Source organism: Parasedimentitalea maritima, from assembly GCF_005771405.1.
In the GTDB taxonomy this organism is placed as follows: domain Bacteria; phylum Pseudomonadota; class Alphaproteobacteria; order Rhodobacterales; family Rhodobacteraceae; genus Parasedimentitalea; species Parasedimentitalea maritima.
Map to the genome: position 1 here is coordinate 494513 of NZ_VAUA01000001.1, position 17034 is coordinate 511546.

Below are 17034 nucleotides of genomic sequence, written 5' to 3' on the forward strand. Positions count from 1 at the left end.
CCCGTTGGAGACATCGAACAATGGCCGCAACACCCGGACATGATCCCAGACTAGCCACCCTGCGTTGGCCGCTGATGTTGACGCGGGCAGGGATGGTCGCAGAGACGGTGTTGCGGGCGTTCTGGCCTCTGGCTTCGGTTGTGATGCTGGCGCTGGCAACACTGATGCTGGGTCTGCACGAGCTTTTGGTGGTCGAACTGGTCTGGGCCGGGGCGGTCGTGACTTTTCTAAGCGGTCTCGTAGCTTTGATCTGGGGGCTGCGTCACCTGCACTGGCCGAGCAGGGAGCAGGCGATAATGCGGCTGGATGAAACCCTGCCTGGCCGACCGATCAATGCGTTGCTTGATGATCAAGCCATTGGCAGTGAAGATGCGGCCTCAGCTGCGTTGTGGCAGGCACATAAGATACGTATGACCGCCCGTGCGGCAGAGGCGAGGGCGCCATCTCCCAATTTGCAAATTGCGTCTTCTGATCCTTTTGCCCTGCGCTATGTCGCGCTGTTGGCGATGGTTATCGCGGTGCTGTTTGGTTCAATCTGGCGGATTGGAACAGTGCGCGATTTGACGCCGGGGGCGGGGACTGCGATGACCGGGCCAACCTGGGAAGGCTGGTTGCAGCCCCCCCGTTACACCGGACTGCCAACACGATACCTGAATGACGTCGAAGGAGATGCGTTGAGGCTGCCGCAAGGCAGCATAGTGACGCTGCGGTTCTATGGTCAGGCCGGGGCACTGACCTTGGCAGAAACAGTGTCAGGGCGGGTTGAAGATCTGCCCTCTGCGGCAGATGCCCAGCAAGAGTTTGTGATTGCGCAGGCGGGCGACCTGTCCATCAAAGGCAATGGTGGGCGCAGTTGGCAGGTTGATGTGATCGGCGACTTGCCACCACAAATTGCGGTGTCGGGGCAACCTGAAATCGAGCCGGATGGGACCATGTCACTGCCCTATGCAGCCGAAGATGACTATGGTGTCGTTGGAGGAGAGGTGCGCATCGCGCTTGACCTACTGGCCTTGAACCGGCGTCACGGCTTGGTGATTGATCCAGATCCGCGTGCAGATATTGTTCTGGATCTACCGCTGCCGCTGACTGGCGACAGACGCGCGTTTAACGATTTCCTGATCGAGGATTTTTCACAGCACCCCTGGGCCAATCTGCCGGTGGTTTATACCTTTTCAGCACAGGATGGGGCAGGGCAAACAAGCTTTGCCACCGGATTCGGAGCGCCGCTATTGGCACGACGTTTCTTTGACCCACTGGCAGCGGCAGTGGTTGAACAGCGACGTGATCTGTTGTGGTCGCGCGCCAATGCGCCAAGGGTGGCGCAGATATTACGTGCTTTGTCCCACTACCCGGAAGATCAGTTCCGTAATCCTTCGGCTTACTTACGGATGCGGATGATTTTGCGAAGGTTGGAAAGCTATACGGCGGTTGGGTTCAATCAAGAGCGGCAGGATGAAATTGCAACGGCGTTGTGGGATCTGGCCCTGCTACTGGAGGACGGTGATGTGGGTGATGCGCTGGAGCGCTTGCGCAGAGCACAAGAGCGATTGAGCCAGGCAATGAAGGACGGGGCCAGCGATCAGGAAATCGCTGAATTGATGCAAGAGCTGCGCGATGCGACGCAGGACTATATGCGCCAGCTGCAACGTGAAGCCGAAGCCAACGGTGAGATGATGGATCCAGGCGATATGCCGGATGATATGATGCAGTTGTCGCAGGATGACCTGCAGGCGATGATGGACCGCATTCAGGAGCTGATGGAGCAGGGCCGCATGGCCGAGGCGGAACAGGCGCTGCAAGAGCTGCAGGAAATGATGGAAAATATGCGCATGACCAATGCGCAACCTGGTGAAGGTGGCGGCGAAGGTCAGCAGGCGATGGAAGGGCTGGCCGATACACTGCGCGAGCAACAGGGGTTGTCGGATCAGGCGTTTCGCGACTTGCAGGAACAATTTAATCCCGGTGCGCGCAGTGGTGAGAGCGAGGGCAATCAGGGCCGCAATGGTGGTCTGGGGCAGGGCCAAAGCCACGAAGGTGGGCAAGGTGGTCAGAGCCAGCAAGGTCAACAAGGGGACGGCCCAGAAGGCCAGGATGAGGCGACCGGTGAAGAGGGCGGTTCGGGCGGCTCTCAGTCCCAGGGAGATAGCCTTGCAGAGCGCCAGCAGGCTTTACGCCAGGAGCTACAACGCCAGCAAAATGGATTGCCATTGGGCGGAAGCGAAGATGGCGCGGCAGCGCGGCAGTCGTTGGAGGACGCGGGGCGGGCCATGGAAGGGGCAGAACAGGCCTTGAACCAGGGGGATCTTGCCGAAGCGATTGATCGTCAGGCTGAAGCCATGGAGCGGTTACGTGAAGGAATGCGGTCACTGGGCGAAGCGATGGCTGAGCAGCAGCAAGGCCAGTCCAGCAACCAAACTGGACGCAACAGTGCCAGTCAGGGCAACCGGACGGACCCCTTGGGGCGTGATACCCCTGAAGGCCGGGACGGCGTTGGCGATGATGGCAGTAAGATTGGTGAGGGCAGCGCATATCGCCGGGCCTGGGACCTTTTGGAGGAGATTCGCCGGCGAGCGGACGATCGTGAGCGCAGCGACGGCGAACGGGGATACCTGCAACGGCTTCTTGATCGGTTCTAAAAAGATGCGGTGCGTGCAAGCACGCACCCTACATATTTGGACAGCGTATTATTGCTGAACCGTGATCGGTGAAGCGTGCGGAGACCGCTCAGTTGGTTACTGTGAATTGCTTACCTTGGCATCCAGCCACAATCGGGCCTGATCAACCATCGCGACATAGGAGCTGAGGTAGGGGTCGGCCTGTGGCAAGGTTTCAGCAATCTGACGCGCATTGGCATAGATCATTACGAGCGCCAGAACCAAGATCAGAACAACGGCAAATCCACGCGAAAACCCGCTTTTCCGTTGGGTTGGGAGTGGATGGTCCGTCGTGTCGCTGGCTGCGACCGCCGGGTTGCTCCCTGCCCGTAAAGTTGAATTTATTTCTTCGATATCGGGCAACAGACCGCGCCGTGAGCCGCTCTCAGCAGCAGCCAGAAGAGCAGGGTTTTCCCCTTTCATCCGCGCCATGCGATCACGAGCTTGATTCGCACGGCGAGATGTTTCATCGCTGGAATCGGTTTCTAACGCTATTTCCGGCTGGTCTTCCAATTCGGCGCTTTCTGCAGCGCGTAACTGGGCTTCGCGTTCAGCCTCTTCGCGCAGGATGCCCGTGACTGACGGATCCATCCCACGCGCCAGACCTAAGGTATGTTGCGGAGCTTCCTCTATAGGATCCTCGGCTTCAGATTCCGGTTCCGAAATGTGGTCCGGCTCCGGCTCTGGTGAGTGTTCGGGGCCTGAACTGTCATCAGTGAGCGCATCTTGCTCCACTGCAACAGCATCGTCTTCGGTGACAGGTGGTTTGGCTTCCGCCTCTGCTTCGGCAGGAGTGGGTTCGGGTGCGGGCTCAGATGATTCAACCGGAGCTTCGTTAGGAACCTCAGCCGTGGTAGTGTTGGAACCGGCCTGATACCAGGTATCACCGCAGTTGGAGCACTGTACGTCGCGACCTTCGGAGGGGATGACCTCGTCTGGAACCTCGTACTGGGCTTCGCAATTTGGACATGTCAGCCGCATTCTGTCTCTCCTGGACGCTAAGTCCCTGCCGGATGCTATTTTTGTTAAGCGACCATAGGCAGTTCCGGGCTGCCAAGAAAGAGGCAATTCACCCGTGATTGGGCTAGGTTGTTTCGTCGGGGATTGCGCGCAACAGCACCTGCCCATTGAAACTACCCCGACACTGAGGCACAACAGCCTGAATACCATCAGGGGGCAACCGTGATCGAGCTGGACAATGTAGGCTATAACTATGGTGGTGGAGAGCTGCTGACCAATGTGTCAGCGCAGCTGTCGCCAGGGTCGTTCCATTTTCTCACCGGTCCCTCGGGCGCGGGCAAAACAACGCTGTTAAAGCTGTGTTATGGGGCTCTTAGCCCAACTTCGGGGCGAGTAAGAGCGTTCAATATGGACGTCAAAGGGCTGGATCGGAACCAGATGGCTCTGCTACGGCGTCGAATTGGTGTCGTGCATCAGGATTGTAGGTTCTTGGACCACCTGCCGGTGAAGGAGAACATTGCCTTACCGCTGACAGTTGCGGGCAAAGACCTAAGTCAGGAACAGGACAATTTGCAGGAATTGCTCAATTGGGTGGGCCTTTCCGAGAGAGCACATGCCAATCCGCCGGAATTGTCAGGTGGCGAGCGTCAGCGCGCAGCGCTGGCGCGGGCTGTGATATTATCGCCTGAAGTGATTATTGCCGATGAACCAACTGGTAACGTTGATTGGGAAATGTCCCAACGCCTGCTGCAGCTGCTGGTCGAGCTGAACCGTATGGGCAAGACTATTCTGGTTGCCACCCATGATCTGGCGCTGATCCGGGCCGCCAAAAATCAGGTGCAGACACGGGTGCTGCGGATTTCTGACAAGCGACTGCAACTGGCAGGAGCAGACCTATGAGCGGTGGGCGTATTCGCAGGTTGGTCGTTGGGGACGCACAAGCCGATCGGGTGGTGCCTCCCAGTGGGTTCACCGCACAGCTGACGCTGTTTGTCGCGGCTGCGATGGCTTTTCTGGCAGTGTTTGCGCTGGCGCTGTCGCTTGCGTCAGGCCGATTGGCGGATCGCTGGGCGGATGAGTTGGCACGCGCGGCCACGCTACGCATCAACGCACCGGCAGACCAGCGGGCAGCACAAACGCAGGCTGCATTGACCGTATTGCAACAAACACCGGGTGTTGCCTCGGCAAGGGCGCTGACAGCGGATGAGCAAGCGGCGCTATTGGCGCCCTGGTTTGGTGCCGAGCTGCCGCTGGACAGCCTGCCTGTGCCTCAGTTGATTGAGGTGCTGGAGACCGAAAGCGGGTATGACGAGACAGGGCTGCGATTGCGCCTTCAGGCTGAAGTGCCCGGCGCGGTGCTGGATGACCATAGCCGCTGGCGCAAGCCGCTGGTTGACGCGGCGCGAAGCCTGCGCCGTCTTGGACTGTTTTCGATCCTTTTGATTGGGGGCGCCATGGCTGGCATGATCACCCTTGCTGCCAATGCGGCTCTGGCTGCCAATGCGCAGGTGATCGAGGTCTTGCGGCTGGTTGGCGCACAGGACAGCTATATCGCGCATGCCTTTGTGCGCCGGTTTACCTTGCGGGCTTTGATTGGCTGTGGTGTTGGCGTCGTGTTGGGTATGATCGGGGTCTGGCTGATGCCTGCCGCGTCCCAAGAGGGCGGATTTCTGACTGGGTTGGGATTTGTGGGCTGGGGGTGGTTGATGCCGCTGGCTATACCAGTGCTGGGCGCTGTGGTTGCCTTTGTCGCGACCAGTCGTGCCGCTAAGAAAAGATTGGGAGCTTTGACGTGATGACACCTCTTCAGCGGTTTAGAGCGCTGCTGTTCAGTGTGCAGATGTATCCGATGATGTTTGTCATTGGCTTGGTGTTTGCACCCTGGGCGATCTTCAGCAAAACTGGTGCAAGGGTGTGCTGCAAGACCTACTCGCGCTGGATTTTCTGGACTGCGCGCTGGATGGTTGGCATTCGCTGCGAAGTACGCGGCACGCCACCTGAGGGAGAAGTCCTGATTGCTGCCAAGCATCAGTCGTTCCTGGACATCATGATGATTTTTACCGCGCTGCCGACCGCCAAATTCATTATGAAAAAGGAAATCCTTCGCACCCCGGTGATTGGCCAATATGCCAAATTGTTGGACTGTGTGGCCGTTGACCGAGGCAAACGTGGCGCTGCCATTGAAAAGATGGTGCGGGACGTGGATGCTGGCCGACAGGAAGCAGGGCAGCTGATTATTTATGCGCAGGGGACCCGCGTCAAGCCGGGCGTTAAGGCCGACTATAAGGTTGGCACCGGTGTGCTGTACGAACAATTGCAACAGACCTGTGTTCCAGTTGCTACCAATGTGGGGGTGATGTGGCCACGCAAGGGCATAGCGCGGCACCCCGGCGTCGCTGTGGTTGAGTTTCTGGATCCAATTGAACCAGGGATGAACCGCAAGGAATTTATGAAAACACTAGAGCAGCGTGTCGAAGAACGTTCTGATGAACTGATGCGTGAAGCGGGGTTTGAGCCAGATGGATTACATCAGTAGCGTTGATGAACTAGAAGGCCTGTATGGCAAAGTTGGAGCTCCATCCTTGCGCAAGGTTGCACGGCGGATGACGCCGACCTATCGGAAATGGATCTTGGCCTCGCGCCTGTGTATGTTGACGACTGTTGGCCCAGAAGGCACGGATGACACGCCACGCGGCGATGATGGGCCCGTGGTACTGGAGCTGGATCCCGGCACATTGGCGCTGCCGGATTGGCGGGGCAATAACCGGCTGGACAGCCTGCGCAACATCGTGCGCGATGGCCGGGTGTCACTGATGTTCCTTGTGCAGGGTTCGAATAACGTGGTGCGCGTCAATGGGCATGCGCGGGTAACTGCAGATCAGGAACTGCGCGCGCGGTTTGAGAAGACGACGGGCAAGCTGCCGGCCACCATCACTGTGATTGCCATAGATGAAATATACATCCAATGCGCCCGCGCCCTGATGCGGGCTGGAACCTGGAATGGTCAGGATCACAGTCAGGATTTGCCCAAAGTGGGCGACATCCTGGCAGAGATGACCAATGGCGAAGAGGGTGGGCAACCTTATGACGATGCATGGGGCGCGCGAGCTGCCGCAACAATGTGGTAATCACACCCGCGGAATTAGCGATCAGACTGGCGTAAACAGCTACCGCTGCTGAATTGAAGAGTTAGGAATACGAGAATGACGCTGGCGCCCGTTCTGATATCAATCGCTCCGATTTTTCTTCTTATTGTTCTGGGGTATTTGCTGCGCCGGAACGGCATTCCGAATGTTGAGTTCTGGAACCTGAACGACAAGCTGGTCTACTGGGTGTTGATGCCCGCGCTGCTGTTCTACAAAACGTCGACGATTGAACTGTCCCCCGGGTTGGTCGGATCCTATTCGGTGGTCATCATCGGTGGTATGGCTACTGCGTTGGTGTTTGGGCTTGGCGCGGCCAAACTGGCTGGATTGCCGGGGAGCAGCGCCAGTTCGGTGATGCAGGGTGCAGCCCGTCACAACGCCTTTATTGCGCTTTCGATCGCAGGGAGCCTGTTTGGTTCAGATGGCCTGTCACTGGGTGCGCTGGCAATGGCGCTTCTTATTCCAGTTACGAATCTGGCTGTTGTTCCGTTGATGGTGGTACTGAATAAAGGCGAGAGCGAAGGAAATGTGCTGCTAATGGTGCTGCGCGATCTGACCCGTAACCCGTTAATTGTGTCCGTGCTGGCGGGGGTGTCCTTTAACATTCTGGGGGCTGGCGAAGTCCCGGTTCTGCACGACACAACCCGGCTGCTTGGAAACGCGGCGCTGCCTATCGTATTGATGTGTGTTGGTGCAAATCTACGGTTGCGCGCCATGCAGGCCTCGACTTTGCCGCTGGCACTTTCGATCTGCGGCAAGTTCATCGTGTTCCCATTGATCACTGTGCTTTTGGCGCGATTTTTCGGACTTACGGAGCTTGAAACATTTGTTGCCGTGCTGTTCGCGGCTTCGCCTACTGCATCAGCATCTTATACTCTGGCCCGGCAAATGGGGGGCGACGCGCCCCTGATGGCTGCAATCACCACTATTCAAACTGCACTGGCATTCCTTACTCTGCCGGTGTGGCTGTTGCTGGTGGAGCAGCTTTTCTAAGTATCAGTTCGGAAGGTAACCCATGGGTTACCCCCTTTGTTGAGTATTGGTGCTCAGCTTAGCTGATGACTTCGCCAATCAGCATCTGCGGCTGAACATTGGTGAAATTGGCGATGTCGGCCAGTACCGGCGGCGCGGCCGCCATTGAGGCATTCAGCGCATCTTGGTTTTCGAACACCAAAGTTGCCACAGCATAGATCCCTGGTGGAGTATCTGGGCCGCCAGCCAACCCTTTGGTGACAAACATGGTTTCTATGTGTTCGCCCATATGTTCGCCAACTAGGTCGAAATGTGTGGTGGTGTAATAGCTGTAATCAAACGTAGTGCCTTCGCTGATTGGATAAATCACTTGAAGAGAAACGGCCATGGCATGTCCTTCCTGAACGGGTACGAGTTAAGAAACAGAGTCTAACTAGAGCGCAAATAGTGCGTTCGGCCAAATGAAAAAGAACAATCGGAGTTTGGATCTATCTACAGAACGTCCCCCATATTCGCGGTCGAGCAGAGATCGGTGATGGAAAACACACGTTTTCAGGGTTCCATTGCAGGCGGTATTACTGACCAAGATCAGGCCGATTAAACCAATCTACTGCAGTACGGAACTGGACCTAAGGAGGGAATTTCGCCTCCATGCCGTGATTTTGCCGCAGTGATATCCTAGGGAGAGTCTAGCCTGGAGCCAAAACACATAATTCAGGACAATCGACAGTAAAACCATCAGCGGCAGTGCAGACCGAGGCTGCGGAATAGGGATCAGATGCAGGTGATTTTTGACTTTTTATCGTATTACTTAGACTATGCTGCGGGCGTATTTCTGCATTTCGCCGATCCTAAGCAGCGGATTTTCTACGTCTATATCGCAACATCTGTTCTGGCGGCTTTTGCGATCTATCTGGTACATCGCAGGAAAGGCGCAGCGGGCACAGAGGCCGAGGGATCTTTCCTGGCTTTCCTTTTTCCCAAATCAGTCTGGCGTCACCCCTCCGCCTGGTTGGATCTGCGGTACTTCGTTTTTCACAAGCTGATAGGTCACTTCATTTTATTTGGCTTTCTGGCTTTCATGTCGGCCACGTGTTTTCGCTGGGTCACTGGCCAGTCTCTGACGTCGATTCCATCAAATGCCGGGACCTCAGCCAGCCTGCTGCTGACCATTGGCTATATGTTTGTCACCATTATGTTTGGGGATCTGATCGGCTATACAGTGCACTACCTGCAGCACAAAGTCCCAATTCTGTGGGAATTTCACAAGGTTCACCACAGTGCAGAGGTCATGCATCCGATATCGAACTACCGGGAACACCCGGTGGATAACCTGTTTTATACGTTTAGCATTGGTGCGGGATATGGTGTGGTGATCGGGCTATCTTACAACTTGATTGGTTACCTGCCAAATACGCCAACCATTCTGGGCGTTCCGCTGTTGATGTTCCTGTTCAATATCCTGGCCTACAATCTACGCCATTCGCATATCTGGCTACGCTGGCCGGGGCGCTGGTCAATGGTGTTCCCATCTCCAGCACATCACCATGTGCATCATAGCTGCCATCCAGACCACTTTGACAAGAACTTCGCCTTTATCTTCCCAATCTGGGACGTGATTTTTGGCACCTACATCATGCCCGAGGACAACCGGGATGTGAAATTTGGGGTGGCTGGAATGAAATCGATGGAGATGGACAGTTGTTGGAAACTGTATTCGGTTCCCTTTGTCAAAGCGGGGAAGCGACTGCGTAAGTCATTCAGAACCCAAAGCGGCAAACAGGCCAAGACTGGTCAGCAGAAATAAGGAAGGGCGGCGCGTTGAAGCCGCCTTTATTGTCTGGATCACGCACCCACATTGAAATGAGCTAACAAGATGGGTGCGGCGGAAATTGGGGACATCACAGATTAGTCCTGATCATAGTTGTATCCTGACCAGGCAGACCACCCATCTGCAAAGTGATAGACATCGGTGTAGCCCCAGGTCAGTGCTTTGGCGCTGGCGATGGCTGAACGATCACAGGCTGAGTGGTTGCAGTAGAACACGATTTTCTGATTTTGCATGGCGTGCTCAGCCAGGCTTTCCTTGGAAAATTGAGAGTTCAGTTCAAGACCGACTGCGCCTCGGATATGCGCTTGGTCGTATCTCCAGGTGGATCTGAGGTCGATAAACACCGCGCCTTTTTGATAGAGCCCATGCGCCTCCAGATGGTCGATGCGTTTTGCACCATCCACCATATACTCTAGCGTATCCGTCTTTGTAATGAGGGCTTCGTAGTCTGAGTTTGTCTGCGCAAAAACTGGCAGTGTATTGCCAAGAATTATCGCGCAGGTCAGAGACGCAGCAGCTAACAGTTTCTGCATTTCATATCTCCTTTGTACGTATATGAGGCAAACTAGCTGGAAGCGGTCGTAGGCCCAGAAGTTTGTTCGGTAAGGGTGAGCGGGCCGGAAAACAAAAAAGGCAGCCCCGATTGGGACTGCCTTTAGCTCGTGTCTGTCTTAACTGCTTAGCTGTGGATCGCGCCGTCGCCGCAGGCTAGGGCGGCTTCGCGCACAGCTTCCGAATACGTTGGGTGGGCGTGGCAGGTCAGGGCGATGTCTTCGGCTGAGGCGCCGAATTCCATGGCTACACAGATCTCGTGGATCATGTCGCCGGCACCGGGGCCGATGATGGCAGCGCCTAGCACGCGGTCTGTTTCCTTGTCGGTGATCAGCTTCACGAAGCCTTCGCCCTGGTGAACCGCCTTGGCGCGGCCGTTGCCCATGAACATGAACTTGCCGATCTTCAGCTTGCGACCCTCAGCCTTGAGCGCATCCTCAGTCGCACCAACTGTGGCAACCTCAGGGGTTGTGTAGACCACGCCGGGAATGACGCCATAGTTCACGTGACCATGCTTGCCTGCCAATACTTCGGCGACGGCCATGCCTTCGTCTTCGGCTTTGTGGGCCAGCATTGGACCTTCGATCACGTCACCGATGGCATAGATACCGGGCACGTTGGTGGCCCACTTAGCATCCGTGGCGATCTGACCGCGTTCGGTCATTTTTACGTCCAGTGCGTCCAGGCCCAGACCGTCAGAGTACGGCCTGCGGCCAGTGGCAACCAGCACCACGTCGGCGTCGATAACCTGTTCTTCGTCTGGTTTCTTCTTCAGCGCGTATTTCACTTTGGCTTTGGTTTTCGACGCATCAACGCCGGACACCGCAGCACCCATGATGAATTTCAGGCCCTGCTTTTCCAGGATCCGCTTAAAGGCCCGCTGGACGTCTTTGTCCATGCCGGGGCAGACCGCATCCATGTATTCGACCACGGTGACCTCGGCGCCCAGACGGGCATAGACCGAGCCCAGCTCCAGGCCGATGACGCCTGCGCCGATGACGGTCATTTTCTTGGGCACCTTGGGCAGGTCCAGCGCGCCGGTGCTGTCGACCACAACGCCAGCGTCGTTGTCGACGGTGACGCCGGGCAGCGACGAGACAACCGAGCCAGAGGCGATCACGATGTTCTTGGTCTCGTGGGTGTCGTCACCAACCTTGACCTGACCAGCCGCCGGGATCGAGGCCCAGCCCTTCAGCCAGTCGATCTTGTTCTTCTTCATCAGGAATTCAACGCCGACAGTATTCTGGCCGATGACGTCTTCCTTGTAGGCCTTCATCTGTTTCCAGTCGACAGAAGGCGATTTGCCCTTCAGGCCCATCTTGGTGAAGTTATGCTCGGCTTCGTGCAGCATATGGGTGGCGTGCAGCAGCGCCTTGGACGGGATACAGCCCACGTTCAGGCAGGTGCCACCCAGGGTCTCGCGACCTTCGACGATGGCGGTTTTCAGGCCCAGTTGGGCGCAGCGGATGGCCGAGACATAGCCGCCGGGGCCTGCACCGATGATGATGACGTCATAGCTTGCCATTGATGAGATCTCCTTTTGCCCGTCAGGGCCTGGTCAATACGGTTGCGCCACAGGCGGGACAGGTCAAGGTGCCATGCCACGCAGGGGCGGTGTTTGTTGTTTGTTCGAGCCAGGGGCCGGGGTCCAGGATCTGGACATAGGCGACACCCTCGCCGGGTTTGGTGTTTGGGCCTTCACCTACCAACCAGACCAGCTCGGCGCGTTTGGCGCAAGAGGGGCAGGTCAGCTGTTCAGGATCGCGGTAGGCCATATGTGTCTTTCAGTCGCGATCGGGGAGGGGGCGCTGCCCCCGGCCCAAGTGGGCCTCCCCCGGAGTATTTGGGAAAAGATGAAGAGCAAAGTGGCTGGATCAATTTAGGAGCTGATCGATTTGGTGAAACCGCCTAGTATCCCTCCAACCAAGTCGCCGATATTTGAATAGGATTTGGTGCCCGAGCTCACTTCTTTGACGGCCTCTGAGAGTTTTTCTTCATTTTCGCCCACTGTAATCTTATGACCCAGAGCTGCTAAGCCGTAGGATGTCAGAACGGGGCCGGAAACTATGCCGGAGCCACCACCTTCAAGGTATTTAAATACTTTGCCTGTGCGAATTACACCTTCGTCTTTTAGCCATTCAACACATGGAAAAAAATGAGGGGCGTACTCTTCAGAGAGCCCGAGTTCCTTAAACTCAAGTTGCGTCTCTTGAATGCCCCAATCCATTAACAATTCTAGGATTTTGGCTATGACTAATTCACTCTTGAGGAGATCGCTCATCGATTGAACCATTGATTAGAATTCAACTAAATGGAGTTACGCCTCAATCGCAACGACTGAGGCGCAATCACTGTTTACAGATCCATCAGCAAACGACGTGGATCTTCCAGTGCTTCTTTGACCCGCACCAGGAAGGTCACGGCGCCTTTGCCGTCGACAACGCGGTGGTCATAGGACAGCGCCAGATACATCATCGGACGGATCACCACCTCTCCGTTGATCGCCATCGGGCGGTCCTGGATCTTGTGCATGCCAAGGATACCCGACTGTGGTGGGTTCAGGATCGGCGAGGACATCAGCGAGCCGTAGACACCACCGTTGGAGATGGTGAAGGTGCCGCCCTGCATTTCCGCCATCGACAGTTTGCCGTCACGGGCGCGCTTGCCTTTTTCCGAAATCGCTTTTTCGATATCCGCAAATGACATCGCATCAGCATCGCGGATCACCGGAACAACCAAGCCGGTTGGGGTGCCGGCCGCAACGCCCATGTGGACGAAGTTCTTGTAAACGATGTCGGTGCCGTCGATCTCTGCGTTGACCTCGGGCACTTCTTTCAGGGCGTGACAGCAGGCCTTGGTAAAGAAGGACATGAAACCCAGGCGAGCGCCGTGCTTCTTTTCGAACTGGTCTTTGTACTGTTTGCGCAGCTCCATCACCTCGGTCATGTCGACCTCGTTATAGGTGGTTAGCATGGCGGCGGTGTTCTGTGCTTCTTTCAGACGGCGGGCAATGGTCTGGCGCAGACGGGTCATCTTCACCCGTTCCTCGCGGGATGCATCGTCAGCGGCAACTGGTGCACGCATTGCTGCAGCAGGGGCAGGCGCAGCAGCCGGAGCAACGGCGGGAGCAGCAGCTGCGGCGGCTACAGCGCGGCTAACATCGTCTTTCATGATGCGACCGTCGCGGCCGGTGCCAGTGACGGCAGCGGCACTTAGTCCAGCTTCGGCCATCGCCTTTTCTGCCGATGGCGCATTGGCGACGTCCTTGCCTGCGGCGGCCGGAGCAGCCACGGCAGCAGGGGCAGAGGCTGGCGCCGCCGCTACTGCTGAACCAGCACCCGAGATCACGCCCAGTTTGGCAGTGGCATCCACCGTGGAGCCTTCGGCAGCGGTGATTTCAGTCAGGACACCAGCGGCGGGTGCGGGGACTTCGACAGAGACTTTGTCAGTTTCAAGTTCACAGAGCATTTCGTCTTGCGAGACGGTATCGCCGACTTTCTTGAACCAGGTGGCCACGGTGGCTTCGGTCACGGATTCACCCAGGGTTGGCACCATCACATCGGTGCTGCCAGAACCCGCAGCCGGAGCAGCGACCGCTGGTGCGGCTGCGGGCGCTGCTGTTGCAGTTGCACCACCTGCGGACAGGGTGGCCAGCAGTGCATTGACGCCGACGGTTTCCCCTTCAGCGGCGATGATGTCACCCATTGTTCCAGCACTGGGGCTGGGCACTTCTACAGTGACCTTGTCGGTCTCCAGCTCGCAGAGCATCTCGTCGACAGCAACTGCATCGCCGGGCTTTTTGAACCAGGTGGCAACCGTGGCTTCGGTGACCGATTCACCCAGGGTGGGCACACGAATTTCGGTGGTCATGGATCAGTTTCCTTCGATGCTCAGCGCGTCATTCACGAGCGCAGCTTGTTGGGCTTTGTGTTGGCTGGCCAGACCTGTAGCAGGAGAGGCCGATGTGGCGCGTCCGGCATAGACCGGGCGAGTATGTTTGGCGCCGATACGAGTCAGCACCCATTCGATGTTGGGTTCAATAAAGGTCCAGGCACCCTGGTTCTTGGGCTCTTCCTGGCACCAGACCATCTCTGCCTGTTTGAAACGTCCCAGTTCCTTGACCATCGAGATGGCCGGGAATGGATAATACTGTTCGACCCGCATCAGGTAGATGTCGTCGATACCACGGGCGTCACGCTCGGCCAGCAAGTCATAGTAGACCTTGCCTGAACACAGAACCACGCGCTTGATCTTGTCATCGGCCGCCAGTTGGGTGTCAGAATTGCCGTGCTGAGCGTCATCCCACAGTACCCGGTGGAAGCTGGATCCGGTGGTGAATTCCTCGGTCTTGCTGACCGCCATCTTGTGGCGCAGCAGTGATTTTGGGGTCATCAGGATCAGCGGTTTGCGGAAACTCCGGTGCATTTGACGGCGCAGGATGTGGAAGTAGTTCGCGGGTGTTGTGCAGTTGGCGACAATCCAGTTGTCCTGACCACACATCTGCAGGAACCGCTCCAGTCGCGCTGAGGAGTGCTCGGGACCTTGGCCCTCATACCCGTGCGGCAGCAGAACGGTTAGACCGGACATCCGCAGCCACTTGCTTTCACCGGACGAGATGAACTGATCGAACATGATCTGCGCGCCGTTGGCAAAGTCGCCAAACTGGCCTTCCCACAGGGTCAGAGCATTGGGTTCCGCCAGTGAATAACCGTATTCAAAACCCAGCACAGCATATTCCGACAGGGCCGAGTCGATGACTTCGTATTGTGACTGACCTGCGCGGATGTTGTTCAGAGGGAAATACCGCTCTTCGGTGTCTTGATTGACCAGGCCGGAGTGACGTTGAGAGAAGGTGCCACGGGTGGCATCCTGTCCAGACAGGCGCACCGGATAGCCTTCGGTCAGCAACGATCCAAAAGCCAGCGCCTCAGCCGTGGCCCAGTCAAAACCAGCCCCGTCATTCAGCATCTGTTTCTTTGCTTCGAGCAAGCGACCAACGGTCTTGTGTACTGGTACACCTTCCGGAAGCTGCGACAGCGCTGCACCGACCTCGGCAAAGGTCTCTGGGGAAACCGAAGTTTTACCGCGCTGGTAATCTTCATCCTTGGTGTCCATGTGCTTCCAGCGACCATCCAGCCAGTCGGCCTTGTTGGGCTTGTAATCTTTCCCGGCCTCAAACTCGTCGTTCAGTCGCGCCTGAAAAGCGGCCTTCATGTCTTCGATTTCGCCTTCGGGGATCAGACCATCTTTGACCAGGCGCTCAGTATAGAGCGACAGCGTGGTCTTGTGGGTCTTGATCTTCTTGTACATCACCGGGTTGGTGAACATGGGCTCGTCGCCCTCGTTGTGACCAAATCGGCGGTAGCAGAAGATGTCGAGCACGACGTCTTTGTGGAACTTCTGGCGGAATTCTGTGGCCACTTTGGCGGCGTGCACGACCGCTTCGGGGTCGTCACCGTTGACGTGGAAGATCGGCGCTTCGACCACCAGCGCGTTGTCGGTGGGGTAGGGCGAAGAGCGCGAGAAGTGCGGTGCAGTGGTGAAACCAATCTGGTTGTTGACCACGATATGCATAGTGCCGCCGGTTTTGTGACCGCGCAGACCTGACAGGGCGAAACATTCGGCCACAACACCCTGACCAGCAAAGGCGGCATCGCCGTGCAACAGGATTGGCATGACTTGGGTCCGGTCGGCGTCCTTCAACTGGTCCTGCTTGGCGCGGACCTTGCCGATGACAACCGGGTTCACCGCTTCCAGGTGCGAGGGGTTGGCTGTCAGGGACAGGTGGACAATGTTGCCATTGAAATCACGATCCGAGCTGGCACCAAGGTGGTATTTCACATCGCCCGACCCATCCACGTCTTCGGGCTTAAAGCTGCCACCCTGGAATTCGTTGAAAATGGCGCGATAGGGTTTTTGCATCACATTGGCCAGCACCGACAGGCGGCCCCGGTGTGGCATGCCGATCACGATGTCACGCACACCCAGTGCGCCACCGCGCTTGATGATCTGTTCCATCGCCGGGATCAGGCTTTCTCCGCCATCCAGACCAAAACGTTTGGTGCCCATGTATTTCACATGCAGGAACTTTTCGAACCCTTCGGCTTCGACCATCTTGTTGAGGATTGCCTTACGGCCTTCACGGGTGAACTGGATTTCCTTGCCCAGACCCTCGATCCGTTCCTTCAACCACGAGGATTCAGCTGGGTTGGAAATATGCATGTATTGCAGCGCAAAAGTGCCGCAGTAGGTGCGTTTGACGATGTCGACAATCTGGCGCATCGAGGCAAGCGGCAGCCCCAGCACATTATCGATAAAGATCGGGCGATCCATGTCGGCATCGGTAAAGCCATAGGTGCGCGGGTCCAGTTCCGGGTGTGGCACGGTCGAGCGCATGCCCAGCGGATCCAGATCTGCCACCAGGTGCCCCCGGATCCGGTAAGCGCGGATCAGCATCAGCGCGCGGATGCTGTCCAGCACGGCCCGCTTGATCGCATCATCGGACACTTCGACACCAGTTTTGGCAGCTTTTTCGGCGATCTTCTTGCCAGCCGCTTTGGTTTCAACCGGAGCGGCCCATTCACCCGTCAGCGCACCTGTCAGGTCATCGTCAGGAACCGGCGGCCAGTCGTTACGCGCCCACGACGGGCCCTGTGCCTCGGCCTTTACGTCCAGATCGGCATCGCCCATCTGGCGAAAGAACTCACCCCATGCGGCATCAACCGCGTTGGGGTCATTGGCGTAACGGGCATATAGTTGCTCCAGATACTCGGCATTGTGTCCCTGCATGAAAGAGGACGCATGGAAGAGGTCGTTGGGGCTTTGCTCGGTCATTGGGTTACCTCGTGCAGAGTGGGACCGTTGTGTAGGAGACCTAAGGTCATTTGGGGCAGCGTTGCTGCCAGACGTTTCGATTTGG

The 17034-nt window shown here is 56.9% G+C and carries 15 protein-coding genes; 7 read left to right on the plus strand and 8 right to left on the minus strand.

The window, feature by feature from the left end; genetic code table 11:
• Window positions 1–20 precede the first annotated feature (20 nt).
• Window positions 21–2636, plus strand: a complete 2616-nt coding sequence (locus FEE96_RS02495) for a TIGR02302 family protein (protein WP_138161407.1) — start codon at window positions 21–23, stop codon at window positions 2634–2636.
• A gap of 96 nt (window positions 2637–2732) precedes the next feature.
• Here the strand turns inward: FEE96_RS02495 and FEE96_RS02500 are convergent, their stop codons facing one another.
• Complete coding sequence (locus tag FEE96_RS02500; RefSeq protein ID WP_138161408.1) at window positions 2733–3635, minus strand: zinc-ribbon domain-containing protein; 903 nt, start codon at window positions 3633–3635, stop codon at window positions 2733–2735.
• A gap of 201 nt (window positions 3636–3836) precedes the next feature.
• Between FEE96_RS02500 and FEE96_RS02505 the strand changes: the two genes are divergently transcribed.
• The 5 genes from FEE96_RS02505 to FEE96_RS02525 all read left to right on the plus strand — a co-directional run bounded on the left by FEE96_RS02505 (window position 3837) and on the right by FEE96_RS02525 (window position 7753).
• Window positions 3837–4514 (plus strand): cell division ATP-binding protein FtsE, encoded by a 678-nt coding sequence (locus FEE96_RS02505; protein ID WP_138161409.1) that lies wholly within the window; start codon window positions 3837–3839, stop codon window positions 4512–4514.
• A complete protein-coding gene (locus tag FEE96_RS02510) occupies window positions 4511–5410 on the plus strand; it encodes a cell division protein FtsX (RefSeq protein ID WP_138161410.1) in 900 nt (299 codons plus the stop codon). The genes FEE96_RS02505 and FEE96_RS02510 overlap by 4 nt, the downstream gene beginning before the upstream one ends.
• A complete protein-coding gene (locus FEE96_RS02515; protein ID WP_138161411.1) occupies window positions 5410–6150 on the plus strand; it encodes a lysophospholipid acyltransferase family protein in 741 nt (246 codons plus the stop codon). The genes FEE96_RS02510 and FEE96_RS02515 overlap by 1 nt, the downstream gene beginning before the upstream one ends.
• Entirely contained in the window at window positions 6134–6742 is a 609-nt protein-coding gene (locus tag FEE96_RS02520; protein ID WP_138161412.1) for an MSMEG_1061 family FMN-dependent PPOX-type flavoprotein, read from the plus strand. The genes FEE96_RS02515 and FEE96_RS02520 overlap by 17 nt, the downstream gene beginning before the upstream one ends.
• A 75-nt stretch (window positions 6743–6817) precedes the next feature.
• The gene (locus FEE96_RS02525) at window positions 6818–7753 is read left to right on the plus strand and encodes an AEC family transporter (RefSeq protein ID WP_246079249.1); all 936 of its coding nucleotides are present in this window, start codon (window positions 6818–6820) and stop codon (window positions 7751–7753) included.
• Window positions 7754–7811: 58 nt separating this feature from the next.
• Here FEE96_RS02525 and FEE96_RS02530 read toward each other — a convergent pair whose 3' ends face one another.
• Entirely contained in the window at window positions 7812–8120 is a 309-nt protein-coding gene (locus tag FEE96_RS02530; RefSeq protein WP_138161413.1) for an EthD family reductase, read from the minus strand.
• Window positions 8121–8510: 390 nt separating this feature from the next.
• Here FEE96_RS02530 and FEE96_RS02535 point away from each other — a divergent pair, with 390 nt between their 5' ends.
• Window positions 8511–9539: a sterol desaturase family protein gene (locus FEE96_RS02535; protein WP_138161414.1), complete on the plus strand. Its 1029-nt coding sequence runs from the start codon at window positions 8511–8513 to the stop codon at window positions 9537–9539.
• Between the two features lie 101 nt (window positions 9540–9640).
• Here the strand turns inward: FEE96_RS02535 and FEE96_RS02540 are convergent, their stop codons facing one another.
• From FEE96_RS02540 to FEE96_RS02565, 6 genes are all read right to left on the minus strand, one after another.
• Window positions 9641–10096, minus strand: coding sequence for a rhodanese-like domain-containing protein (locus tag FEE96_RS02540; RefSeq protein ID WP_138161415.1), 456 nt, complete (start codon window positions 10094–10096; stop codon window positions 9641–9643).
• A gap of 146 nt (window positions 10097–10242) precedes the next feature.
• Window positions 10243–11640 (minus strand): dihydrolipoyl dehydrogenase, encoded by a 1398-nt coding sequence (gene lpdA / locus FEE96_RS02545; RefSeq protein WP_138161416.1) that lies wholly within the window; start codon window positions 11638–11640, stop codon window positions 10243–10245.
• A gap of 22 nt (window positions 11641–11662) precedes the next feature.
• Window positions 11663–11890, minus strand: coding sequence for a hypothetical protein (locus FEE96_RS02550; protein WP_138161417.1), 228 nt, complete (start codon window positions 11888–11890; stop codon window positions 11663–11665).
• 104 nt (window positions 11891–11994) lie between these two features.
• Window positions 11995–12396 carry a hypothetical protein gene (locus FEE96_RS02555; protein ID WP_138161418.1) on the minus strand — a complete coding sequence of 134 codons (402 nt, stop codon included), beginning with the start codon at window positions 12394–12396 and terminating at the stop codon, window positions 11995–11997.
• Window positions 12397–12470: 74 nt separating this feature from the next.
• On the minus strand, window positions 12471–13985 hold the full coding sequence (gene odhB / locus FEE96_RS02560; RefSeq protein WP_138161419.1) for a 2-oxoglutarate dehydrogenase complex dihydrolipoyllysine-residue succinyltransferase: 1515 nt from the start codon (window positions 13983–13985) through the stop codon (window positions 12471–12473).
• A 3-nt stretch (window positions 13986–13988) separates the two neighbouring features.
• Window positions 13989–16949, minus strand: a complete 2961-nt coding sequence (locus FEE96_RS02565) for a 2-oxoglutarate dehydrogenase E1 component (RefSeq protein ID WP_138161420.1) — start codon at window positions 16947–16949, stop codon at window positions 13989–13991.
• Window positions 16950–17034: the final 85 nt, after the last annotated feature.